This window comes from Streptomyces sp. TAA204 (genome assembly GCF_000424965.1).
Genome location: NZ_AUKW01000020.1, coordinates 40,301 through 63,406 on the forward strand (window position 1 = coordinate 40,301; position 23,106 = coordinate 63,406).

The window sequence follows — 23,106 nt, forward strand, 5'->3', positions numbered from 1 at the left end:
ACCATGCTGCGAATCCTGATCGCGGAGGATTCGGTGCTGTTGCGCACCGGTCTCGCCAAGCTGCTGGCCGACGAGGACTTCGACGTCGTGGGGCAGGCGGGGGACGCCGACGAACTGATCGCGCTCGCCGTCGAACTCGACCCCGACCTGTGCCTGGTGGACGTACGGATGCCGCCGACGCACACCGACGAGGGGCTGCGCGCGGCCATGACGATCCGTGACTCCGTCCCGTCGCAGCCCATCCTGGTCCTGTCGCAGTACGTCGAGGCCCGCTACGCCGCGAAGCTCCTCGCCCACGGGACGGGCGGCCTCGGCTATCTCCTCAAGGACCGGGTGGCGGACGTGGACGAGTTCGTCGCCACGCTGCACAGGGTGGCAGCCGGGGGAACGGCGCTCGACCCCGACGTGATCAGCCAGATCTTCGCCGGCAATCAGCAGCAGGACACCCTCAGGGCCCTCACGGTGCGCGAGACGGAGGTCCTGGGGCTGATGGCGGAGGGACTGAGCAACACGGGCCTCGCGGAACGCCTGTTCATCACCGAGCGTGCTGTCGAGAAGCACATCCGCTCCATCTTCACGAAGCTCGATCTGCTTCCGCACGACCAGGAGCACCGACGGGTGCGGGCCGTCCTGCAGTACCTCAACTCGACCACTGCCCAGCAGTGACGATCCGGGAGTCTGACATGTCCAAGACCTACGCCTCCAGCGGCTCCGCGCCGGCCCCCACAGACCCGGGACGCCGCGGTCCGCTCCGGAAACTCGTCCGGATCACGGTGGTCCTGGTGTCGGTGGCTCTCGTCGGCACTGTGGCCTACTACGCGCTGCTGCACCTGCTCACCCGTACCGATTCCAGCTCGTCCGGCATCGGCGGGGACGTGCGGAGCGTCGAGATCGTGGTCGACAGCGGCGACATCGACGTCACCGCCGCCGAGGACGGCGGCGACGCCGGACTGGAGCGGAAGCTGACCAAGTCACTGCGGTCCCCGGACGAGGAGATCAAGAAGGACGGAGACACCCTCCGCATCACCACGACCTGCGGTGACGGCCCCGGCAAGTGCGCCTCGGACTACGACCTGACCGTGGCACCCGGCACCAGCGTCGACATCACCACCAGACTGGGTGACGTGAACGTCAAGGGCCTGCGAGCCGAGGCCGCGGCCCGCTCGGACCTCGGGGACGTGAAGCTGGAGGACGTGCGGAGCGACAAGGTGGACGCCGTCACCAAGGTCGGAGACGTCACCCTGGACGGGACGCGCTTCAGCGACGCCGTGCTCCGGTCCAAGGCGGGGAACATCGACGTCCGGGGTGCCGGCGGGGAGTTCGACAGCCTGGACGCGACGAGCAAGACCGGCTCGGTCGTCCTCGAACTCCCCGAGAGCGCGGGACCGTTCGACGTGACCGCGGACGCCGAGATCGGCGACCGCGAGGTCGGGGTCGAGGAGGACTCGTCCGGCGGTGCGAAGGTCACCGCGAAGACGAAGCTCGGTGATGTGACCGTGCGCGAGGACTGACAAGCCATTTTCCTCCCCCCGCAGGGCGGGGCAGCCGGGAAACCCCCGACCCGGCTGCCCCGCCCGTCCCCTGTGCCGTCACCTGGGCCGTCCCCTGTGCCGTCACCTGGGCCGTCACCTGGGCCCTCCGCTGGGCCCTCCGCTCGGGCACGGCCGCTGGAGGAGCGGCCCGCCGCTCAGGCGGTGTCCGTCCGGCCCAGCCGGAAGTCCGGGTCGGTGTCGATGTCCGGCACGTCCATCTGTGCGCGCTGGAGCGTGCCGGCGTAGTCCCAGTTCATGGACTGCCACGAGGTGAACTGGTCGAGGACCCAGATGCCGGACTGGCGGGAGCCGTTCCCCGACAGCCCGTTGCCGCCGAACGGCAGGTGGGCCTCGGCGCCGACCGTCGAGTTGTTGACGCTGAGCATGCCGGCCGTGCAGCGCCGCCGGAAGGTGAACGCCTCCTCGGGGGACCGGGTGTAGACGGCGGCGGACAGCCCGTACCCGTGGCCGTTCGCCAGCTCCACGGCCTCGTCGAAACTCCCGTAGGACGCCACGCCCACGATGGGGCCGAACGTCTCGTTCGCGTACAGCGCGTCGTCCGGGCGTATGCCGTCCACGACCGTCGGGTGGGCGAACACGCCCGCGTCCGGGTCCCCGACGAAGCCCTTGCGCGGGCTGTCCGCCGTGATCCGCCCGGTCGCCGAGGACCCGGAGACCGAGTGGTGCGGCTGCACCAGGTCCAGGGAGTCCAGCAGCCCCCGCAGATACTGCTCGCCGATCAGCGGGCCGTAGAAGACGTCCTGTGTGGGGTCGCCGATGACCAGCTCCTCCACCGCCGCACTGAACCGGCGCAGGAACTCCCCGTGCACGCTTTGATGCACGATGACGGTTCCCAGGGACGTGCACCGCTGGCCCGCGGTGGCGAATCCGCTGAACAGCGCGCCCTGCACGGCCAGTTCCAGGTCGGCCTCGGGCGTGATGACCAGCGGGTTCTTTCCGCCGAGTTCGAGGCAGGGGGACTGCAGGTGGCGTCCTGCCAGCTCTGCGACCCTGCGGCCGACGGCGGTCGATCCGGTGAAGCCGATCTTCTGCACCAGCCCCTCATCGAGGGCGCCGGCGAGCCCGTCATAGGTCGCCTCCCCTCCGGCGTGCACGACCCGGAGCACGTCGGCGGGGACACCGCCCGCGTGGAAGAGCGCGAGCAGACCGTCCGCGATGGCCGCCGCCGACTCCGAGGGCTTCCACACCACGGTGTTGCCGCACAGCAGCGCGGGCACCAGGTACCAGGACGGCACGGCGGCCGGGAAGTTCGCCGCGGTGATCACCATCGCCGTACCGAGCGGCTTGCGGTAGGTGAAGAGTTCCTTGTCGGGCATCTCGCTGGGCACGGTCTGCCCGTAGAGCCGTCTCCCCTCGCCGAGGAAGAAGTCGCAGGTGTCGATCACCTCCTGGACCTCGCCGAGGGACTCGGCGTACGGCTTGCCCACCTCGCGGGTGATCAGCGCGGCCAGCGCCTCCTTGTTCGACTCCACCAGCCGGCCGACGTGCTGTACGACGCGGCCGCGCACCGGCGCGGGCAGGCCGCCCCAGGCGGCCCGGGCTCCGTGCGCCGCCCGCGCCGCGGCGACGACCTCATCCGCACGGGCCAGGTTCTTCCTGGTGACGACATCCGAGGTGTTCGCCGGATTGAGCGACACGTAGTCCAACTCAGCAGCCATGACCATCCCTTCATCCATCCGAGACGCCCTCGCCGCACATGTGCGGGGCAGGTACATCATGGGCCCCCGCGTTCATGCGCCGTCGGGAATCCCGCAGCGGAGCCGCCCCGCTTCCGGGGCCGGGGCCGCTCACGCCGTGTGCGGCCCGTGTCCGGCCCGCCGCGGACCGGTCACCTCATGTGATCGCGCGATACCGGATCGATATGTGTGCAATGCAAGAACGTGAGGAATTGAATGCGCGTTCACGGGCAGGCGCCTCGCCCGGGCCTCGCCGTACCGGCTCGCCCGAACCTGTCTCCGATAGCAGAGGGAATGAGTGTGTCTGCAAACACCAGAGAAACCTCGCCGGATCGAACCCCCAGAGGGGAGGGGTCCTCGCCGCCGCGTGTGCCGGGGGCGGGATCCATCGCCCCCGCGGTCTTCTACCCGGCGGCTGCCATCATCTTCGTCTTCGTGCTCTGGGCCACGTTCTTCCAGGAGTCCTCGGCCAGTGTGATCGCCGCGGCCCAGGAGAAGGTCGTGGGCGGCGTCGGCTGGTACTACATGGCCGTCGTCTCCATCTTCGTGATCTTCGCGCTCTGGGTCGGTGTGGGGCGCTACGGCGACATCAAGCTGGGCAAGGACGAGGAGAAGGCGGAGTTCGGCCTTCCGTCCTGGCTCGCCATGCTCTTCGCGGCCGGTATGGGCATCGGTCTCGTCTTCTACGGCGTGGCGGAGCCGCTCGGCTTCTTCGACGGCCCCCAGCCGGGCACGGGCGGCAGTGACGCGGCCAAGATCGACTCGGCCATGGCGCACACGTTCCTGAACTGGGGCATCCACCCCTGGGCGATCTACGTCGTGGTCGGTCTCGCCGTCGCCTACTCGGTGCACCGCAAGGGCCGTCCGGTCTCGGTCCGCTGGGCCCTGGAGCCGATCTTCGGTGACAAGGTGAAGGGCCGCTGGGGCGACGCCGTCGACGTCGTGGCCATCGTGGGCACCCTCTTCGGTGTCGCCACCTCGCTCGGCTTCGGCGTCATGCAGATCTCCGCCGGCATGGACTTCGTCGGCTGGGCCGAGGACCCCGGCAAGACGATGCAGGTCGCGCTGATCTGCGGCATCACCGCCATGGCGACGCTCTCCGTGGTCAGCGGTGTCGGCAAGGGCATCAAGTGGCTCTCGAACTTCAACATGTCGCTCGCGGCGCTGCTGCTGCTGTTCGTCGTGGTCTTCGGCCCGACGCTGTTCATACTCAACGGCTTCGTCTCGGACATCGGCATCTACCTGCAGAACCTGCTGCGGATGAGCTTCGAGACCGGTGCCAGCCAGGGCCCCGACGGCACCTCCTGGGTGCAGGGTTCGACCATCTTCTACTGGGGCTGGTGGATCTCCTGGGCGCCGTTCGTCGGCATCTTCATCGCGCGGATCTCGCGTGGCCGTACCGTGCGTGAGTTCGTGTGCGGCGTGATGCTCGTGCCCACTCTGCTGACCTTCTTCTGGTTCGCCGCGCTCGGCGGCGGCGGTCTGCACGAGCAGGTCTTCGGCGACGGCGGCCTCATCGGCGACGACGGGGTGGTGCCCGAGTCGGCGCTCTTCGCGTTCCTCGACACGCTGCCCGCCGGGCCGCTGGTCGCCGGTCTCACGATCCTGCTGATCGTGGCGTTCTTCGTGACCTCCTCGGACTCGGGTTCGTACGTCGTCGACATGCTGGCGTCGGGCGGCGACCCGAACCCGCCGGTGTGGAGCCGCGTCTTCTGGGCGGTGGCCGAGGGTGCCGTCGCCATCGCGCTGCTGGTTGCGGGGGGCCAGGGGACGGACGCGCTCACGACGCTGCAGACCGTCGCGATCCTGATCGCGCTGCCATTCAGTTTCGTGATGCTCGCGATGTGCTTCGCCACGATCAAGGCGTTCGCCGCGGAACGGCGGGCGTTCCTGGAGGCCCAGCGCGAGGAGCGCGTGGACCGGATGATCGACAGGACGATCAGAAGGCTCGAGGAGGACCTGGAGTCGGGCGGTCCCGCTGCGTCACGCGGTGGCGTGCCCAGGCAGGACCAGAAGCGCGAGGACTAGGTCCGCGGGGCCAGGGCCCCGCCAGCAGGACCACCGCAGAACGGGCCGCCGCCTCCCCTGGGGGCGGCGGCCCTGCTGTGCGGCACGGGAAGCGCCGCCCCGGATCGCCGGCGCTCGTCCCACGTCGTGGGGACGGCCGGCGGCCGTTCACCCGAACGGATACGGTCACCTGTGCGACCGGACGGCCCCGGGCGCACCGTGTCTCGTATGCCGCCCTCCAGACTCGTATTCGTGGCGCTTCTGCCGCTGGCCGTCCTCATGACGTGGGACGAGCCCGCGCGGGACGTTGCCTCGGCGCGCCGCCCGGGAACGGCGACCCGCGCCGACACGCTCCCGGGAGCACCCCGTCCGGAGATCGTCCCGCGCAGCGGATGGCACGCGGACGAGGAGGCCGCCCGCGAGCACGACTCGTCCACGGGCAGGGTTCGGACGGTCTTCATCCACCACACCAACCAGCCGAACGACTACGACTGCTCCCAGGTGCCCCGCATGCTGCGCATGCTGGAGGCGGACCACGTCCGGCGCGGCTGGGACGACCTCGGATACAACTTCATCGTCGACCGCTGCGGCACCATCTACGAAGGCCGCGCCGGCGGTCTGGACGGGTCCGTGGAGGGCGCGCACACCAAGGGCTTCAACGCCCACAGCCTGGGAGTGGCCGCACTCGGCAGCTTCGAGGAGGGCCGGCGCGTCCCGGGGGCGATGGTGGACTCGATCGCCGCGCTGGCCGCCTGGAAGCTGCGGCCCGGCATCGACCCGCGCGGACGTACGCGGATGGTCTCCTCCAGCGACGCCAGCCGCTTCGACAAGGGACACCGGGCCCGCTTCCACGTGATATCCGGACACCGGGACGCGTACACGACGACCTGCCCCGGCAAGGCCCTGTACGGCAAGCTCGGTGAGATACGCGGCAAGGTCGAACGGCTGCGTGAGCGGGCCCGTCCGCGCCGGCCCGGGCCCTCCTCGACGGAGGCGGACTCCGGTGAGCGCTGACGCCCGCCCCCGGCCGTGCACGGCCGGGGGCGGAGCGCTCAGGTCCCGCCGCGTCCGCGAGCGGGCACACTCGCCGTCAGGACCGGAGGAACTCCAGGAGATCGGCGTTGAAGGTGTCGTTGTGGGATCCGTACAGGCCGTGCGGGTACCCCGGGTAGATCTTCAGGGTGGGGTCCTTGACGAGTTCGGCAGTCTTCGGCGACGCCGCGGCGAGAGGGACGATCTGGTCGTCGTCACCCTGCGCGATGAGGACCGGGACGTCGATCCTGGTGAGGTCGTCGGTGAAGTCCGTCTCGGAGAACGCCTTGACGCAGTCGTAGGCGGCGTTGAGCGCCACCGACATGCTCATCAGCCAGAACGCGTCGCGCGTCCCCTCGGAGACGTCCGAGCCGGCGCGGTTGGCGCCGTAGAAGCTAGCGCTGAGGTCCTGGTAGAACTGCGACCTGTCGTTCCGCACCCCCTCGCGTATCTGGTCGAAGACCTCGATGGGCGTGCCCTCGGGGTTCCCCGGCGTCTTGAGCATCAGCGGCGGTACGGAGCTCAGCAGCACCGCCTGCGCGACACGTGACGTCCCGTGCCGGCCCAGGTAGCGGGTCACTTCTCCGCCTCCGGTCGAGTGGCCGACCAGGGCCGCGTTGCTGAGGTTGAGCGTGTCCATGAGCTGCGAGAGGTCGTCCGCGTAGGTGTCCATGTCGTGCCCGCCCCACGGCTGGCTGGAGCGGCCGTGTCCGCGGCGGTCGTGGGCGATGACGCGGAAGCCGTGGGAGGCGATGAACTGGAGCTGCGGATCCCAGGTGTCGGCGTGCAGCGGCCAGCCGTGGCTGAAGACGACCGGGCGTCCCGAGCCCCAGTCCTTGTAGTAGATCTCGGTGCCGTCGGTGGTGGTGATGGTGCCCATCAGCGGACTCCTTCCTTACCGAATCCCTCCGGTCCTGCGCTGCGGCGGCCGTCACACCCGTGGCAGGCAGGCGCATGGTCGTGCCTGCACGGCGGGTGCCTGCACGGCGGTGCGTCCACGTGGTGCCTTCGCGTGGTGCCTCCACGTCGTGCGGGGCCACACTCCCTCCCCAGGCTCGCGCGCACGGAGGGCCGTGCCATCAGTCACTCGACTGCACGTGGCCGCTGATGCGCTTCGTGACGACGTGCGTACGGTGCGCAGTGCGCTTGGCCGTGCCCTGTGCCGTGCGTTGGGCCGAGCGCTGTGCCGTGCCCTGGGCCGAGCGCGTCGCGGAGGGCGGAGCGGGAGGTGATGCCCAGCTTGGGGAAGATCCGGTACAGATGGGCACCGACCGTGCGCGGCGAAATGTGCAGCCGGCGTGCGATCTCCTTGTTGCTCAGCCCCGACGCGGCCAGGTGCGCGACCTCCAGTTGCTGCGCGGTCAGGCCGAGGTCCGTGGGCGGCTGTCCTGCGGCCGGGGTGTCCTCACGGCCGTGAGGGGGGTACGCGTCAGCCCCGTGCGGGCCGCCCGCCCCGCCGCCCCCACCGGGTGCCGGGGCCGTCCGTACGGCTGCCTCCGGGCGCTCCGGGCGCTCCGCGCGGCGTCGGCCGGCCTCCGTGCTCCGCCGCGCGCCGGGCTCCCTGCCGCCCGCGTCATCGCCGTCGCACGGCCCGGAACCGCGGGCACCCACGCTGACGCCCGCCGCCCGCAGCTCCTGCTCCGCCCGTCTGCGCCAGGCGGTGGCACCGGTGCGGGCGAAGACGTCCGCGGCGCGGCGCAGCTCCGCGCGTGCCTCGGTCGGCTGTTTCCGGCGGCGTTGCAGCTCGCCGAGGGCGAGCCGTATCCGCGCGTGCTCGAAGGGCCAGTACTCGCCGCGCGGCACCGCGAGCGCCGCACGGAGGAGCGCGGCGCCGTCCTCCTCCGTGCTGGTCAGGGCGCGGGCGGCGAGCAGGTGCAGGTGGAGGCGGGGTGTGAGCCGTCCGATCCCCGCGCGTTCGGCGGCGGCGACGTGTGCGACGGCCTCCTCGCCGCGGCCTGTGTGCACGGCGGCGTCCACGAGGTCGAGGACGCTCCAGGGGGCGCCCGTCACGTGCGGGGCGAGCGTGCCGGGCGGGGAGATCCTGGTGGCCTGTGCGTACGCCGTCTCGTAGTCGCCTTCGGAGAGGGCCGCGAGGGCGAGGTTGCGGGCTGCGAGGGTGAGGTGGCTTCCGCTGCCGCGTGGAGCGGCCCACTGCTCGGCGGCGGCGCTGTGGGCGCGGGCACCGGCGACGTCACCCCGGCCGGCCGCGAGGAGTCCGAGAGCGCAGCGCAGACTGTGCGCGAGCGGCTGCAGACCGTGCCGCAGGCACAGTTCGAGCCCCGCGGCGGCGGAGGCTTCCGCCGCCGCCCAGTCGCCCGAGAGCGTGTGGTCGTGCGCCGCGAGCCGGTGACCGGCCGCGGCGCAGGTCACCGCGCCGCTTCCGGCCTCGTGCCGGAGCAGGGCACGCAGGTGGTCGCGGTAGTCGTGCAGCACGTCCAGCACGGCGGCCGCTCCGCACAGCTCCGCGATCCGGTCGGGCGGAGCGTCGTGCGGGAGCCGTGCGAAGGCCGTACGCAGCCGGGCACGCGCCCCGTGTCCCGTACGGGCCACATCGCCCAGCACGTCGTGCAGCAGCCGCACGTGTGTGCCCCGCGCGCCGGGCAGGCCGCTCATCGCCTGCCCGAGACCACGCCACTCGGCGGAGTCCTGGGCGTAGGAGGCGGCGGCGACCCGGAGACGGAGGGCGCCCTCCAGTTCGCCGGGATCGGGGGGCGGACGGTCGCCGGTGGCTTCGGCCAGCAGACGCCGGGCGGCCGGCAGGTCACCGTCGCGCAGCAGCAGGATGCGCGCCTCGACGGCCTGGGGCCCGGCGCGGTCTTCGCTGTTCCCGGGGAGTCCGCCTCCTGAGTGCAGCAGTTCCCGGGCGGTGTCGAAGCGGCCGGCGTGGGCGGCCGCCTCCGCCGCGCGGCGGAGGCGGCGGGCGGCGGAGGCGGGCGCGGGGCTGAGCGCGGCGGCGTCCCGGAGCGCGGTGACGGCGCGGCCGGTGTGCCCGCGAAGGGTGACGGTGTGGGCCGTCCTCTCGAGTTCGGCTGCCGTCTCCTCCTCGGGTGCGGAAGCTGAGGCGGCCAGGTGCCTCAGGCGCCGCTCCGGTTCCCCGCGATGCCTCTCCGCCAGTACGCGGTGTGCCGCACGCAACTCCTCCGGTGCCGCTGAACGTACGACGGCGGCACGCACGAGAGGGTGCCGGAACCGCAGACCGGCCGGTGTCGAGTCGTGGGTGACCAGCCCCCGCGACTCGAGGGTGCGCAGCCCTTCGGCGTCCGGCACCGACGAGGAGGGCGGGGCGTCACCGTCGTCGCCGAGGGCCGTCAGCAGCAGCGCCCCGCGCAGGTCCCCCGGCAGGGAGCGGACGCGTTCGGCGTGCTCGCGCTCCAGCCGGGTGCCGGGCGGTGGAAGCGCCACGGCCTCGTCGGCCCGGGTGGGCCCGGTGGCCTGCGTGATCCCGGCGGTCTGCGTGATCCCGGCGGTCTGCGTGATCCCGGCGGTCTCGGCGAGCTGTGCCAGCGCCAGCGGGTTGCCGTCCGCGTCCCGCAGTACCCGCCGCCGCGCCCGCTGTGGCAGCCCCGGGCCGAGCCGGTGCAGCAGCGCCGCGGAGGCGGCATGGGACAGGGGCCGGATCTCGCGTGTCACGATCCCCGGCGGTACGTCTTCGCCGCAGTTCAGGGCGTCTCTGACGAACAGTGCGCGCAGGTCCCACGGGCGCAGCCGCAGCAGCAGGAACCTCAGCACCTCGCGGCTCGCGGTGTCGAACCGGTGTGCGTCGTCCACGGCGAGCATCACCGGAGCGTCCCGCGCCGCCGCGGCCAGCAGGGAGAGCGAGGCCACCGGCACTGCCAGCCCGTCGTGCGGCGCAGGTCCGTCCCCGAGCCCGAGGGCCCGGCGCAGCAGGCCCTGCTGGAACGGCTCGATCCGGGTCAGCAGCCCGGTGAGGGGTGCCAGCAACTGGTGCAGCCCCGCGAAGGGGAGGTCTTCCTCGCCCGGGTTGCCGGCTCCCCACAGCACCCGCATCCCGCGGTCCCGGGCACGCCGTACCGCATCCTCGAGCAGTACGGACTTTCCGACGCCCCGGTCCCCGTGCAGCACGAGTCCGGGAGGGGCACTCTCGGACCGGACGACCGTCTCCTGGAGGGCGGCCTGTTCGGCGGCCCGTCCGATGATGTCCACCATGTGCACCGTCCCGCTGTCCGGCCGGGCCGGGGGACCGTATGCACGCCGGCAGCGTACGCGCATACGGTGCGCGGCTTTTCGAGTGCTTTGTCCAGTCTGGCAGAGGGGGTAAGGGGCGGCGACCGCGGCTGAGATCCGCCTCACGACTGCTCCGCCGGCTTCCGGGGCACCCGTGCACTGTTCGTAGAAGCACGGAGCGAAGTGGGGTGCCATGAGCGCCGGGAGCCAAGGGCTCGAGGACGGGAAGCAGGAGCGGGACACGTACGACGTCGTGGAGCTGATCCTCCGCGACCACCGCACGATGGAGGACCTCTTCCGTGAGATGCGGAGCGTCGAGGCGGACCGGGCGGCGGCGCTGCGGCGGCTCGCCGACCTGCTGATCGCCCACGCCGAGGCCGAGGAGGCCGAGGTCTACCCCGCGCTGCGCCGCTACAGGAACGTGGACGACGAGGACGTCGAGCACGGTGTGGAGGAGCACGCCGAGGGGCACGAGGCGCTGCTCGCTCTCCTGGAGGCGGGGGAGCCGGGCGGCGAGGAGTGGGACGGGAAGCTGGAGGACCTCGTACAGGCGGTGGCGCACCACCTCGACGAGGAGGAGCGCTCGATCCTCAACGACGCGCGCGAGAACGTGGGCGACGGGAAGCGGACCGAGCTGGGGAAGGCGTTCGCGCGCGCCAGGCGGGACCGGCTGGCCACCGCCCCCGGACGGCTGGAGAACGTGCGCAGGGTCGTGCGGGAGGCATCCGCCTGAAGCGCGGGCCGTAGGGGGCAGCCCGCCGCCCCCTCCGCCCCCTCCGGTCCCACCGGTACTCCCCGGGCCGGAACGACCCCTCGGGACGACCCCGTCGCATCCGTCCGTCCACGAGATGTACTCCCATCGGGCGATACGCACGATGGACGAGAGCGCTGCCGTGTCCGGTGTGATGAAGCCCGGCGCGGCGGGGCGGCGAAGCGAACCGGCGGCCGCCCGCGCCGCGCCCACGCGGAGGACCCGTCTCTGCGCCGGTGCGGGACGACGCGCGTGGAAGCGCACGGCCCGCTTCGGCAACTCACCGCACAGTGCCACGAGTTCGGCCAACGGGAAGCCACCTCCGCGACCCTTCCCGGCAGCTGTGCTGCCCGGTTCCGGCGCCCCGCGCGGGGACGCCGACGAGCGAAGCGCCCGCGAGTGACGGGTGTCCGGCCGTCCGTGAAGCCGCACTTGTGTACCCCGGGGGAATCCCGGGGAAACGCGCCGCACCCCGTCATGGCGGCACGGACTTCCGGCTTCGCGCCACTAGATTGAGACCTTCGCGCATACGGATTGCATGATTTGGACTGTGAATTCAGTACATATGGACTGAAGGGACACGGGGTCTGCATGGAGCCTCGGGAGCTGTGGGAACGGCACACGGTGTTGGCGAGAGCCTTCTGCCAGAGCGACGAGGAGGTACGCGCGGCGCAGACCACGCTGGACGACGCCCAGACGAGCCGGGTCCGTTCACTCGCGGCGTTCGCCGTGGTGGTCGGCAACGACAAGGCCGTGGCCGAGATGCTCGGCCTGGGGGAGCGTGAGGTGCGAATCGCGCGCCGCACCGTCGGCCGGGAGGACGCCCGGACGCTCGCGGACGAACTGCTCATGCCCTCGCATCTCCAGCAGCACTCCGGGCCGCACGAGGAGAACGCACGCACGCAGGAGCACCCGCTTCCCCCGCAGCACGCCCACGCGCACCCGCAGGCGGCGGACCACATGGCGCCCCACGATCCAGCGCAGATGCACGGCCACCCGCACGCCCAGGCTCAGGCGCCGGTCCAGCACCCGCAGGCGCATCAGCAGCACCACCAGCCGCAGCACCAGCCCTACCCCCAGGAGCAGTACCAGTACCAGCATCAGGCCCAGGCCCACCCCCAGGAGCAGTACCAGCAGCCGCACGAGCATCTGCAGATGTATGACCACTCACAGATGCCGGACCACATGGGCTGGTCGCCCGTGCAGGACGCGGTACTCGTCGACGGCTGGCAGTCCGGGGTGGACATGGAGATCCTCGCGCTCGAACTGGGCACCGACCTGCGCAGGTTGACGGCCCGCGCGCAGTACCTCTCCGCGCAGGGGCGGCTGTTCACACAGGCCGAGGAGACCGTGGGACGGCAGGGCGGCAAGCACCGCAGAGAAACCGTTCCGCACCACTCGGGTGTCCCCGGCCAGCAGATGAGCTCTCCCGGTGACATGCTGCTGCCGGACGGATTGGTTCCCGACGGGCAGGGCGGGTACTGGGCGAACTGGAACGAGATGCTCCCCGCGCCCCAGGGCTGACACGCTCCCCGCCGGAAGCCGGCGGCACTACCGCCCCGTCCTCCGGAGCGGACCCAGCTCCTCCGCCGGATCGGGGGCACAAGGCCGGGACATCCCGGCACTCCTGAGCGTTGATAGCGTGTACCCCCCGAAACGCCGCCCCCGTGGCGTGCCCCTGATGAGGAGCCTGTGACGTGACCGTCCAAGCGCTGGGACCCGGTTGGCTCGATCCGGACTACTTGATCCAGACCTTCGGTCTGATCGGCATCCTGGTGATCGTCTTCGCGGAGTCCGGCCTGCTGATCGGCTTCTTCCTGCCCGGCGACTCGCTGCTGTTCACGGCGGGACTGCTGGTGGCGACCGATCAGTACCTGCACTATCCGCTCTGGCTGGTCTGCACGCTGGTGGTGATCTCCGCCATCCTCGGTGACCAGTTCGGCTACGCCTTCGGCCGCAAGGTCGGGCCGGCTCTCTTCCGGCGTCCGGACTCGCGTCTGTTCAAGCAGGAGAACGTGGAGAAGGGCCACGAGTTCTTCGAGAAGCACGGGGCCAAGTCCCTGGTGCTGGCCCGCTTCGTGCCGATCGTGCGGACCTTCACGCCGATCATCGCGGGCGTGAGCCACATGCGGTACCGCGTGTTCCTGACCTACAACGTCCTCGGCGGCCTGCTGTGGGGCGCCGGCGTCACCCTGCTCGGGGCGCTGCTGGGGCAGACGAAGTTCGTACGGGACAACATCGAGGCGATGCTCGTGGGCATCGTGCTGCTCTCGGTGATGCCGATCGTCATCGAGTACGTGAAGGCCCGCAGGGCCAAGAAGGCGCGGGGCAAGGCGGAAGGCCCGGCCGGCACGGACGGCGTGACCGGCGGGAGCGCCACGAACGGTGTGAACGGCCTGGGCAGTGCGAACGGTGTGAACGGCGCTGCCGGTACCGTTCCGCCCGCCGGCACCCTGCCGGACTCCGGCGACCAGGGCGGCGGCCGGCACGCACGCCGCTGAGCCCTCCGGGCTCCCGGCCCGTACAACGACGGCGCCCCGCCGCCCGGATCACTCACCGGGCGGCGGGGCGCCGTCGTGTTCAGGCCTTGCTGTTCTCGCTGTCCTGGGTGTCCTCGCTGTTCTTGCTGTCCGTGCTGCCTTCGCCGTCGCCGCCGGGCCCGTCAGGTCCTCCGGACCCGTCCGGCCCGTCCGAGCCGCCTGACCCGCCTGACCCGCCGGCGCCCGACGGCCGCTGCCGTCCCGCCAGCCGCCGCAGCCAGGGCCAGGCCAGCAGCACGGCGATCACCGCGTACACGGTCAGCGAGAACGGCGTATTCACCAGCCCCGACACGCTCCCGTCACTGATCTGGAGCGCACGGCGCAGCTGCTGCTCCGCGGCCGGACCGAGGATGACGCCGATGATCGCGGGCAGCACGGGCAGCCCGAAGCGCCGCATCATGAGCCCGATGACCCCGATGACGAGCAGGATCACCAGATCGACGGCCTCGCCGCCGACCGCGTACGCGCCGACCGCCGCGAAGAAGAGGATGCCCGCGTAGAGGTAGGGACGCGGTACACGCAGCAGCTTCGCCCACACCGGCGCCAGCGGCAGGTTGAGCACCAGCAGCAGCACCATCCCCACGAACAGTGAGGCGATCAGTCCCCACACCAGCTCCGGCTCCCGCTCGAAGAGCAGCGGGCCGGGCTGGATGCCGTACTGCTGGAACGCGGCCAGCATCACCGCGGCGACGGCCGTCGTGGGCAGTCCCAGCGTCAGCAGGGAGACCAGTGTCCCGGCCGCCGAGGCCGAAGCGGCGGACTCGGGCCCGGCGACCCCTTCGATGGCGCCCTTGCCGAACTCGTTCTTGTGCCGCGAGAGCCGCTTCTCGGTGACGTACGAGAGGAAGGTGGGGATCTCGGCGCCGCCTGCCGGGATGGCGCCGAAGGGGAAGCCGATCGCCGGCCCCCGCAGCCACGGCCTCCAGGTGCGGCGCAGGTCGCCGCGGCCCAGCCACGGCTGTCCCACGGGTATGGCCTCGGACGAGGTGTGCCGCAGCCGGGCGGCGACCCACAGCGCCTCGCCGATGGCGAAGAGGCCGACGGCGACGATGACGACGTCGATGCCGTCGGCGAGTTGGAGGCTGCCGAACGTGAGCCGCTGCTGGCCCGTCATCTGGTCGAGCCCGACAAGGCCGAGGGTCAGCCCGATCAGCAGTGCCGCGAAGCCGCGCACACGGGAGCTGCCCAGCACGGAGGTGACGGCGATGAAGGCCAGCACCATGATCGCGAAGTAGTCCGGGGCGCCGATGTCCACGGCCAGGGCGGCGACCGTCGGAGCGAGCGCGACCAGCAGGACCGTGCCGATCAGGCCGCCCGTGAAGTGCCCGATGGCCGCGGCGGCGAGGGCCTGGGAGCCGCGTCCGGCCTTCGCCATCGGGTTGCCTTCGATGGCCGCCACCACCGCCGCGCTCTCACCGGGGGTGTTGAGCAGGATCGAGGTGGTGGAACCGCCGAACATGCCGCCGTAGTAGATGCCGGCGAACATGATGAAGGCCCCGACGGGGTCGAGTCCGTAGGTGACCGGCAGCAGCAGCGCGACCGCCATGGCCGGACCGATACCCGGCAGTACGCCGATTGCGGTGCCCAGCAGGACACCGACCGCCGCCCACAGCAGGTTGAGCGGTGTCAGGGCCGTACCGAAGCCGTCCAGCAGTGAGGAGAGGGAATCCATCTCTCAGAGCACCCCCATCAGCGGGCCGCCGGGCAGCGGAACACCCAGCAGTGTGTTGAAGGCCGCGAAGGTGGCCATGGACAGGACGGCCGCGATGAGCGGATCGCGGGAGAAGTTGCGGCTGCCGAGCGCGTACGCCGAGCCCCAGAAGAGCAGTGCGCCCGCGATCGGGAAGCCGAGGGGGTCGATGAGCGCGGCCGTGGCCAGGAAGACTCCGGCGAGCAGGGCGACGGTGCGCCAGTCGGAGGGTTCCTCCAGGTCGATGTCCTCGCCGGCTTCGGCTTCTCCGCGTCCGCCGCGCAGTACGTCGACGGCGAGGAGGAGGGCCACCACGAGCAGCGCCACGCCGATCACGACGGGCACGGTCCTGGGGCCGACGGGACCGCGCTGTTCGGTCACGGTCTCCATGGTCAGGGTGTCGCTGAGCACCAGCACGCCGAGGACCAGCAGCAGTGCGCTGACGCCCAGTTCGGAGCGCCCGCGGAGCCGTTCGCGCAAGCTGCCCTGCACGCCCTGCGAGCCCTGCGCGGCGGGCTCAGCGGATCCGGGGGGCGGGGCGGGGTTACCGGGTCCGGTGGTCACTGCCCGACCTCCTTCAGTACTGTCCTGACGCGTTCGTCCTGGGTCTTCAGGAATTCGCCGAACTTCTCACCGGTCAGGTACGCGTCGTCCCAGCCGTTCCTCTTGAGCGACTCGCGCCACTGGGGGGTGCTGCGCAGCTTCTCGAAGAAGCCGATGAGCTTGGCGCGTTCGGCCTCGGTCAGGCCGGGCGGGGCCATGATGCCGCGCCAGTTGGTGAACTCCACGTCCATGCCCGCCTCTTTGAGGGTGGGGGCGTCGAAGCCCTCGACGCGTTCCTTCCCGGTGACGGCGAGGAGCCGCAGCTCGCCGGACTCGATCTGGTCGCGGTACTCGCCGATGCCGGAGACGCCGAAGGCGACCTTGCCGCCGAGTACGGAGGCGAGGAGTTCGCCGCCGCCGTCGAAGGGCACGTAGTTCACAGACTTGGGCGCGATGCCCGCGTCCTTGGCCATCAGCATCGGTGCGAGGTGGTCGGGGCCGCCCGCGGAGGAGCCGCCTCCCACGGGCAGCGAACGCGGCTTCTTCTTCCAGTCGGCGAGAAGCTGCTCGAACGTCTTGTACTTGGAGTCCTTCGACACCACGACGATGTCCGGCTCCTCGACGGTGCGGACGACGGGTGTGGCGTCGGCGAGCGTCGAGGGGGAGTCGTTGGTGCGTACGGCTCCGACGACGCCGAGGCCCATCGACATGGCGAGCTTGCCGTTGCCGCGCTCGTTGACGAGGCGGCTCAGACCGACGGTGCCGCCCGCGCCGGGCAGGTTGAACACCTCGATGTTGTGGTTGAGTTCCGCGTCCTCGGCGTCCTTCGCGGCGGTTCGTGCGGTGATGTCGTAACCGCCGCCGGGGGTGTTGGGCACCATGAACTGCAGCCCGGGGATGTTCGTCCCCGTCTCGGCACCGCTGCCCGTCGTGATCAGCGGGGGGCCGATCAGTACGAGCAGCGTCGCCCCGAGAAGGGATATCAGTGTGCGCTGGCGCACGCGGGGGCACCGCCTTTCGTGAGTGGGTCCGGCTGGGGGACGGCCCACATGCTGCACGGGGGACGCGGCGGTTTCGCCCCCTGTGCGCGAAAGAACTTAATGGTCGTTGTGTTCGTTGTGTTCACGGCTCCGGCGGGACGCACCGGACACGCTCAAGTCCCCCGCCCCCGCGGCGAATCCGCATCCCGGGCGGCAGCCCGCTGCCGCACCCGGACGAACGGAAGCACGCACGGACCGACGGACGCACGAACGGACGCACGCACGCACGGAAGCACGCACGGACGCACGCGGAGCGCCCCGTGACGGCCGGGCCGTCACGGGGCGCTCGTCGCTCCTGGAGGGGCGGGGGTCAGCCCTTGCCGAGGTCCGGCCCCGTAGTGCCGCCGTCCTCCGGGGTCCGGGTGCCGGGGTCTCCCGTGCTGTCGGCGGGGTCGGCGGGACCGATGCGGATCTCGAAGTCGCCGCCGTACTTCTCGTGACCGGCGATGACCGCGGTCTCCACGGCCTCGTCCCCGCGCTCGCCGACGAGGATGAGCCGGTCGCGCCGCAGGTCCCGCATCATCGCCACGCACATCGCCCCCATCACGAGGGTGAAGGGGACGGCCACCAGGATCGTCAGGTTCTTCAGCCCGTTGAGCGCCGTCGCCCCGCCGCCGCCGATCAGCAGCATGATCGCGGCGACCGCCCCGGTGAGCACGCCCCAGACGATGACGACGTTACGGCCGGGCTCCAGCGTGCCCTTCTGCGAGAGCGTGCCCATCACGACGGAGGCCGCGTCGGCGCCGGAGACGAAGAAGATGCCGACGAGGATCATCACGAGGATGCTGGTGACGCTCGCGATCGGGTACTCGCGCAGCACGGCGAAGAGCTGGCCCTCGGCGGTCGACTCGTCCGTGATCTTCGCGCCGCCGCGCTCCAGGCTGATGGCCGTACCACCGAAGATCGCGAACCAGATCAGGCTGACGACGCTCGGCACGAGGATCACACCGCCGACGAACTGCCGGATCGTACGGCCTCGGCTGATGCGGGCGATGAACATGCCCACGAAGGGCGTCCAGGAGATCCACCAGGCCCAGTAGAAGACCGTCCAGCCGGAGAGCCACTCGGCGACGCCCTCACCCGCGGTCGAGTCGGTGCGCGCGGCCATCTGCGGCAGCTCGCCGATGAAGGAACCCACCGATGTCGGCAGCAGGTTGAGCATCAGGATGGTCGGGCCGACGATGAAGACGAACAGGGCCAGCAGCCCCGCCAGCACCATGTTGATGTTGGACAGCCACTGGATGCCCTTGGCGACGCCGGAGACCGCGGAGGCGACGAACGCGGCGGTCAGCACCGCGATGATGATCACCAGGACTCCGGTGCCGACGTTCGAGGCCCAGCCGACCTCCTTGACACCGCTGCCGATCTGCAGGGCGCCGAGGCCCAGCGAGGCCGCGGAGCCGAAGAGGGTGGCGAAGATGGCGAGGATGTCGATGACGCGTCCGAACAGGCCCTTGGCGTTCCGCTCGCCGATGAGCGGGGTGAAGACCGCGCTGATCGTCTGCCGGCGTCCCCGCCGGAAGCAGCTGTAGGCGATGGCGAGGCCGACGACCGCGTAGATGGCCCACGGGTAGAGCGTCCAGTGGAAGAGCGTGGTGGCCATCGCGGTTTCCATGCGCTCGGGCGCGGGCGCGGCCTCACCTCCTGTGCCGGGCGGCGGTGTGGCGAAGTGCGTGAGCGGCTCGTTCACGCCGTAGAACATCAGGCCGATGCCCATGCCCGCGCTGAACATCATCGCGACCCAGGAGACCGTACGGAACTCCGGCGCCTCACCCTCCTTGCCGAGGGTGATCTTCCCGTAGCGGCTGAAGGCCAGCCAGAGCGAGAAGATCACGAAGCCGGACGCGGCGAGCACGAACGCCCAGCCACCGTTGTGCATGGTGCTGTTGAGCAGCGTTGTGGAGACGCTTTCGAGGGAGTCGGTCGCGAGGGCTCCCCACAAGATGAACCCGAGTGTCAGCACGGCCGTCACGCCGAACACCACTCTGTCGGTCTGCGGTGTGAGTGACGCCCGCAGACCGCCCGAGGCGCCCGGTGGCTCCTCGGCGTTCCGTTCCACCCGTTTATCCGGCACGCTGTGGACCTTTCAGCTCTGGGAATTGCTCAGATCTGGGAGCAGCTACCCGACTATCTGATCAGCATGCCGTACTGATACCGGATTGTGTTCAGCGACGTACCACGAGCGACGAGAGCAACTCCTCGGTCGCCGCCGCGACGCGGTCGACAGCCAGGTCGAAGGCCTCCGAGTTGTGGGCCGCCGGCTGCCGGAAGCCGGACACCTTCCTCACGTACTGCAGCGCCGCTGCCCGCATGTCCTCCGGGGTCACGGTCTCCGCGTACGGCGGGCGCAAGGTCTTTATGTTTCTGCACATGTTTCCGACATTACGCCCGGCGGAGGAGCCGCGGCACGCCGGAGACCGTCAGTGAACCTCCGCGCCCAGCGGCGTGATCTGACCTTCCACCATGGCCGCGAGGCCCTTGACCGCACTGAGCGAGGGATGTTCCGCGATGTGCACGGGCATCCCCGTGCCTGCCCGCAGCCGCTCGTCCAGCCCCGGCAGCAGAGCACTGCCGCCGGCGAGCACCATGCCGCGGTCCGCGAGGTCCGCTACGAGGTCCGGCGGGCAGTCGTGGAGCACGCTGCGGATCGCGTCGGAGAGCCCGATCAGCGGAGCCTGTATGGCCGCGCGCACGTCGTCGGGGTCGATGCGCACCGTGCGCGCGGTGCCGGTCGCCACGTCGCGGCCCCAAACCTCGGTCGCACCGGCCGGGTCGCTGCCGGTCAGTGCCAGATGCAGGGGACGTACGGCCTGGCTGGGCAGGATCAGTTCGTGGTGGTTGCGCAGATGCTGGATGACGGCGTGATGGATGGTGTCACCGCCCATCGGCACCGTCGTGGCCGAGACGATGGCCCCGAGCGAGAGCACCGCGATCTGGGTGGTCGTCGCCCCGCAGACGAGGATCATGGTGGCCTCCGGCTGTTCGACCGGGAGACCGCAGCCGACCCCCGCCGCAGTGGGGGTGTCGACCAGTTCCACCTGGCGCGCACCCACACCGGTCAGGGTCTCCACCGCGGCGCTGCGCGCGAGCGGGTCGGCGTTGTGCGGGATGGTGGCGGCCGCGCGCTGCATGGCCCCGCGGCGCCGCCACGCGCGGCGGACCGTCGTCCCGACCAGCGCCCGCAGCATCCGCTGCGCCATCTCGATGTCGATCACTGTGCCGTTGCACACCGGGCGCACCACCCGGATGTGGCGGGGGGTGCGCCCGTCCATGCGTTCGGCGGCGGTGCCCACCGCGATCAGGGCCCCGGAGAAGGTGTTCACGGCCACGACGGACGGTTCGTCGACGACCAGACCCGACTGCTTGACATGGACGCGGGTGCGGGCGGAGCCGAGGTCGACGGCGACCGAGCAGCGGCGCAGTTGATCAAGGGGGTTGGTCACGGTGAATCCCATCCTCGCCGGTCCGTGGGAGAGGCCGTCCCGCGCGCGCGTCGACCCAGTCCTCAGCGTGCACTCAGCCCCGTCGCACCGCCTGCTGGGCTGCTCCGCCCGGGTGACGGTCCAGCGGTCCGGCGGACTCCGCCCGCGGTGAAGGCGGTGCGGACGGCTCCTGAGCACTCCGCGCCGCGGCGGGACGCTCGCTGAACTGAGTGCGGTGGAGCTGCTCGTAGCGTCCGCCGAGTGCGAGCAGTTCCTCGTGCGTCCCGCGTTCGACGATGCGGCCCTCCTCCAGGACGAGAATCAGGTCCGCCGCGCGTACGGTCGACAGCCGGTGAGCGATCACCACGGAGGTGCGGCCGGCCAGCGCCTCGCCGAGGGCCTCCTGTACGGCTGCCTCCGAGGTCGAGTCCAGGTGGGCGGTCGCCTCGTCCAGGATCACCACGCGGGGCCGCGCGAGGAGCAGCCGCGCGATGGTCAGCCGCTGGCGCTCCCCGCCGGAGAGGCGGTAGCCGCGTTCGCCGACGACCGTGTCGAGTCCGTCGGGCAGCGAGGCGAGCAGGCCGTCCAGCCGCGCGCGGCGCAGCGCGTCCCACAGTTCCTCCTCGGTGGCCTCCGGCCGGGGCAGCAGCAGGTTGGCGCGGACGGTCTCGTGGAAGAGGTGGCCGTCCTGGGTGACCATGCCGAGGGTGCGTCGCAGGGAGGCGGCGCTCAGGTCGCGGACGTCGACGCCGCCGATGCGTACGGTCCCGCTGTCCGTGTCGTAGAGGCGGGGCGCCAGCGAGGCGATCGTGGACTTGCCCGCGCCCGAGGAGCCGACCAGCGCCACCATCCGGCCGGGTTCGGCGCGGAAGGAGACGCCGTGCAGGACCTCCTCGCCGCCCCGGGTGTCGAGCGTGGAGACCTCTTCAAGGGAGGCAAGCGAGACCTTCTCGGCCGGGGGATAGGCGAAGCGGACGTCGTCGAACTCGACGGAGACCGGTCCTTCCGGCACCGCGACCGCGTCCGGCTTCTGGGCGATCAGCGGCTTGAGGTCGAGGACCTCGAAGACCCGCTGGAAGCTGACCAGCGCGCTCATCACCTCGACGCGCGCCCCGGCGAGTGCGGTCAGCGGTGCGTAGAGGCGGGTCAGGAGCAGGGCGAGGGAGACGACGGTGCCCGAATCCAGGGAGCCGCGCAGTGCGTAGAAGCCGCCGAGGCCGTAGACGAGGGCGAGCGCGAGCGCCGAGACGAGGGTGAGGGAGGTGATGAAGAGGTGCTGGACCATGGCCGTACGGACGCCGATGTCCCGCACCCGTCCTGCCCGCCGGGCGAATTCGGCGGACTCCTCGTCCGGTCGTCCGAAGAGCTTGACGAGCGTGGCGCCCGGTGCCGAGAAGCGCTCGGTCATCTGGTTGCCCATGGCGGCGTTGTGGTCCGCGCGTTCACGCTCCAGCCGGGCGAGCCGGACGCCCATCCTGCGGGCCGGAAGGACGAAGAGCGGCAGCAGGACGAGTGCCAGCAGCGTGATCTGCCAGGACAGGCGGAGCATCACCGCCAGCGTCGCCAGCAGGGTGACGAGATTGCTGACCACCTGGGAGAGGGTGTTGCTGAAGGCCCGCTGGGCGCCGATCACGTCGTTGTTGAGGCGGCTGACGAGCGCACCGGTGCGCGTACGGGTGAAGAACGCGACGGGCAGGCGCTGCACGTGGTCGTAGACGGCGGTGCGCAGGTCGAGGATCAGCCCCTCGCCGACGCGGGCCGACAGCCGGCGGGTCAGGAGGCCGGCGGCGGCCTCGGCGACGGCGATGAACGCGATCACCCCGGCGAGCGTGACGACGGTACGCACGGGGGCACCGTCGACGATCGCGTTCACGACCCGTCCGGCGAGCAGGGGGGTGGCGACGGTCAGCAGGGCCAGCACGCTGCTGAAGACCAGGAAGGCGACGAGGGCGCGGCGGTGTCCGCGCGCGAAGCGCAGAATGCGGCCGAGTGCGGCCCGGGAGAAGGGGCGGCGGTCCTGTTGGGCGAAACGGGAGGCGTAGAGCGCGTTCCACGCGGTCGACTCCATGCTCATGCTCTCTCCTGCGGGTGCCGGTGAAGGTGGTCAGCGTGCCGGACGACCGTAGAAGTTGAAGCTCGATTGAAGTCAACCGGTGCGCCGTGAGGCGCGGCCCGGAGTGGAACCGGGAGACTCCGGGTGATGGGTGATCAGCAGTCCGCAACCCGCTTTGACCGGCTGTGATGGCACAGCGACACGGTGTCGTGCACGTGCATCGGCACATGCATTGGCACATGAACACCGGCTATGATCCGGGGCAGTTGAAGGACAACGGTGTCCGTACGGCGCACTGTGCGACCACCCCCACCGCACCAGTCCGGGAGATCCAAGTGCCTCACCCGTACAACGGCATGGCCGCCAGGGACCTGCACGGGGTCGCGTGGCAGAAGAGCCGGCACAGCAACTCACAAGGCACCTGTGTGGAGTTCGCCAGGCTGCCCGGAGGTGACATCGCCGTACGGAACTCGCGCTTCCCCGACGGTCCCGCGCTCGTCTACACACCCGCCGAGATGGAGGCCATGATCCTCGGCGTCAAGGACGGCGAGTTCGACCACCTCGTGCAGGAGTGACCCCGCCGCGGCAGCACCGGGGCCGTCGGGAAGGACGCC

At 71.1% G+C, this 23,106-nt stretch carries 18 protein-coding genes; 8 read left to right on the top strand and 10 right to left on the bottom strand.

Annotation, left to right across the window (positions count from 1 at the left end; all coding sequences use genetic code 11):
* Positions 1-3 precede the first annotated feature (3 nt).
* Both H343_RS0121210 and H343_RS0121215 read left to right on the top strand, forming a co-directional pair.
* Positions 4-666 (top strand): response regulator transcription factor, encoded by a 663-nt coding sequence (locus H343_RS0121210; protein WP_199778972.1) that lies wholly within the window; start codon positions 4-6, stop codon positions 664-666.
* A gap of 17 nt (positions 667-683) precedes the next feature.
* Positions 684-1,511: a DUF4097 family beta strand repeat-containing protein gene (locus H343_RS0121215; protein WP_028432788.1), complete on the top strand. Its 828-nt coding sequence runs from the start codon at positions 684-686 to the stop codon at positions 1,509-1,511.
* A gap of 176 nt (positions 1,512-1,687) precedes the next feature.
* On the opposite strand, the gene H343_RS0121220 is transcribed toward H343_RS0121215, so the two are convergent.
* The gene (locus tag H343_RS0121220; RefSeq protein WP_486586992.1) at positions 1,688-3,211 is read right to left on the bottom strand and encodes an aldehyde dehydrogenase family protein; all 1,524 of its coding nucleotides are present in this window, start codon (positions 3,209-3,211) and stop codon (positions 1,688-1,690) included.
* Between the two features lie 387 nt (positions 3,212-3,598).
* Between H343_RS0121220 and H343_RS31945 the strand changes: the two genes are divergently transcribed.
* A complete protein-coding gene (locus H343_RS31945; RefSeq protein WP_486586993.1) occupies positions 3,599-5,257 on the top strand; it encodes a BCCT family transporter in 1,659 nt (552 codons plus the stop codon).
* A gap of 231 nt (positions 5,258-5,488) precedes the next feature.
* The gene (locus H343_RS0121230) at positions 5,489-6,250 is read left to right on the top strand and encodes a peptidoglycan recognition protein family protein (protein WP_486586994.1); all 762 of its coding nucleotides are present in this window, start codon (positions 5,489-5,491) and stop codon (positions 6,248-6,250) included.
* A gap of 76 nt (positions 6,251-6,326) precedes the next feature.
* Here the strand turns inward: H343_RS0121230 and H343_RS0121235 are convergent, their stop codons facing one another.
* Positions 6,327-7,148 (bottom strand): alpha/beta fold hydrolase, encoded by an 822-nt coding sequence (locus tag H343_RS0121235; protein ID WP_028432791.1) that lies wholly within the window; start codon positions 7,146-7,148, stop codon positions 6,327-6,329.
* A 203-nt stretch (positions 7,149-7,351) separates the two neighbouring features.
* Positions 7,352-10,435 (bottom strand): LuxR family transcriptional regulator, encoded by a 3,084-nt coding sequence (locus H343_RS0121240; protein WP_028432792.1) that lies wholly within the window; start codon positions 10,433-10,435, stop codon positions 7,352-7,354.
* A gap of 211 nt (positions 10,436-10,646) precedes the next feature.
* Here H343_RS0121240 and H343_RS0121245 point away from each other — a divergent pair, with 211 nt between their 5' ends.
* From H343_RS0121245 to H343_RS0121255, 3 genes are all read left to right on the top strand, one after another.
* Positions 10,647-11,186: a hemerythrin domain-containing protein gene (locus H343_RS0121245; protein WP_051265678.1), complete on the top strand. Its 540-nt coding sequence runs from the start codon at positions 10,647-10,649 to the stop codon at positions 11,184-11,186.
* A 609-nt stretch (positions 11,187-11,795) separates the two neighbouring features.
* Positions 11,796-12,728 carry a hypothetical protein gene (locus tag H343_RS31950; protein ID WP_051265680.1) on the top strand — a complete coding sequence of 311 codons (933 nt, stop codon included), beginning with the start codon at positions 11,796-11,798 and terminating at the stop codon, positions 12,726-12,728.
* A 173-nt stretch (positions 12,729-12,901) separates the two neighbouring features.
* Positions 12,902-13,705: a VTT domain-containing protein gene (locus H343_RS0121255; RefSeq protein ID WP_028432794.1), complete on the top strand. Its 804-nt coding sequence runs from the start codon at positions 12,902-12,904 to the stop codon at positions 13,703-13,705.
* 79 nt (positions 13,706-13,784) lie between these two features.
* Here H343_RS0121255 and H343_RS31955 read toward each other — a convergent pair whose 3' ends face one another.
* The 7 genes from H343_RS31955 to H343_RS31960 form a co-directional block, all read right to left on the bottom strand.
* Positions 13,785-15,416 carry a tripartite tricarboxylate transporter permease gene (locus tag H343_RS31955; RefSeq protein WP_078505980.1) on the bottom strand — a complete coding sequence of 544 codons (1,632 nt, stop codon included), beginning with the start codon at positions 15,414-15,416 and terminating at the stop codon, positions 13,785-13,787.
* 3 nt (positions 15,417-15,419) lie between these two features.
* The gene (locus H343_RS0121265; protein ID WP_028432795.1) at positions 15,420-15,998 is read right to left on the bottom strand and encodes a tripartite tricarboxylate transporter TctB family protein; all 579 of its coding nucleotides are present in this window, start codon (positions 15,996-15,998) and stop codon (positions 15,420-15,422) included.
* Positions 15,995-16,978, bottom strand: a complete 984-nt coding sequence (locus tag H343_RS0121270) for a tripartite tricarboxylate transporter substrate binding protein (protein ID WP_028432796.1) — start codon at positions 16,976-16,978, stop codon at positions 15,995-15,997. Before H343_RS0121270 ends, H343_RS0121265 begins: the two co-directional genes overlap by 4 nt.
* A gap of 349 nt (positions 16,979-17,327) precedes the next feature.
* Complete coding sequence (locus H343_RS0121275; RefSeq protein WP_028432797.1) at positions 17,328-19,091, bottom strand: BCCT family transporter; 1,764 nt, start codon at positions 19,089-19,091, stop codon at positions 17,328-17,330.
* 91 nt (positions 19,092-19,182) lie between these two features.
* On the bottom strand, positions 19,183-19,389 hold the full coding sequence (locus H343_RS0121280; protein WP_028432798.1) for a DUF2277 domain-containing protein: 207 nt from the start codon (positions 19,387-19,389) through the stop codon (positions 19,183-19,185).
* Positions 19,390-19,437: 48 nt separating this feature from the next.
* The gene (locus H343_RS0121285) at positions 19,438-20,460 is read right to left on the bottom strand and encodes a rod shape-determining protein (protein WP_028432799.1); all 1,023 of its coding nucleotides are present in this window, start codon (positions 20,458-20,460) and stop codon (positions 19,438-19,440) included.
* A 73-nt stretch (positions 20,461-20,533) separates the two neighbouring features.
* Positions 20,534-22,513: an ABC transporter ATP-binding protein gene (locus H343_RS31960; protein ID WP_078505982.1), complete on the bottom strand. Its 1,980-nt coding sequence runs from the start codon at positions 22,511-22,513 to the stop codon at positions 20,534-20,536.
* Between the two features lie 314 nt (positions 22,514-22,827).
* On the opposite strand from H343_RS31960, the gene H343_RS0121295 reads away from it, so the two are divergent.
* Positions 22,828-23,067 carry a DUF397 domain-containing protein gene (locus H343_RS0121295; protein ID WP_028432800.1) on the top strand — a complete coding sequence of 80 codons (240 nt, stop codon included), beginning with the start codon at positions 22,828-22,830 and terminating at the stop codon, positions 23,065-23,067.
* The last annotated feature ends 39 nt before the right edge of the window (positions 23,068-23,106 follow it).

Excerpts from the sequence above, each read along its gene's own strand:
- H343_RS0121210 (WP_199778972.1), top strand. The coding sequence starts at position 4 with ATGCTGCGAATCCTGATCGCGGAGGATTCGGTGCTGTTGCGCACCGGT.
- H343_RS0121215 (WP_028432788.1), top strand. The coding sequence starts at position 684 with ATGTCCAAGACCTACGCCTCCAGCGGCTCCGCGCCGGCCCCCACAGAC.
- H343_RS0121220 (WP_486586992.1), bottom strand. The coding sequence starts at position 3,211 with ATGGCTGCTGAGTTGGACTACGTGTCGCTCAATCCGGCGAACACCTCG.
- H343_RS0121235 (WP_028432791.1), bottom strand. The coding sequence starts at position 7,148 with ATGGGCACCATCACCACCACCGACGGCACCGAGATCTACTACAAGGAC.
- H343_RS0121240 (WP_028432792.1), bottom strand. The coding sequence starts at position 10,435 with ATGGTGGACATCATCGGACGGGCCGCCGAACAGGCCGCCCTCCAGGAG.
- H343_RS0121245 (WP_051265678.1), top strand. The coding sequence starts at position 10,647 with ATGAGCGCCGGGAGCCAAGGGCTCGAGGACGGGAAGCAGGAGCGGGAC.
- H343_RS31950 (WP_051265680.1), top strand. The coding sequence starts at position 11,796 with ATGGAGCCTCGGGAGCTGTGGGAACGGCACACGGTGTTGGCGAGAGCC.
- H343_RS31955 (WP_078505980.1), bottom strand. The coding sequence starts at position 15,416 with ATGGATTCCCTCTCCTCACTGCTGGACGGCTTCGGTACGGCCCTGACA.
- H343_RS0121280 (WP_028432798.1), bottom strand. The coding sequence starts at position 19,389 with ATGTGCAGAAACATAAAGACCTTGCGCCCGCCGTACGCGGAGACCGTG.
- H343_RS31960 (WP_078505982.1), bottom strand. The coding sequence starts at position 22,513 with ATGAGCATGGAGTCGACCGCGTGGAACGCGCTCTACGCCTCCCGTTTC.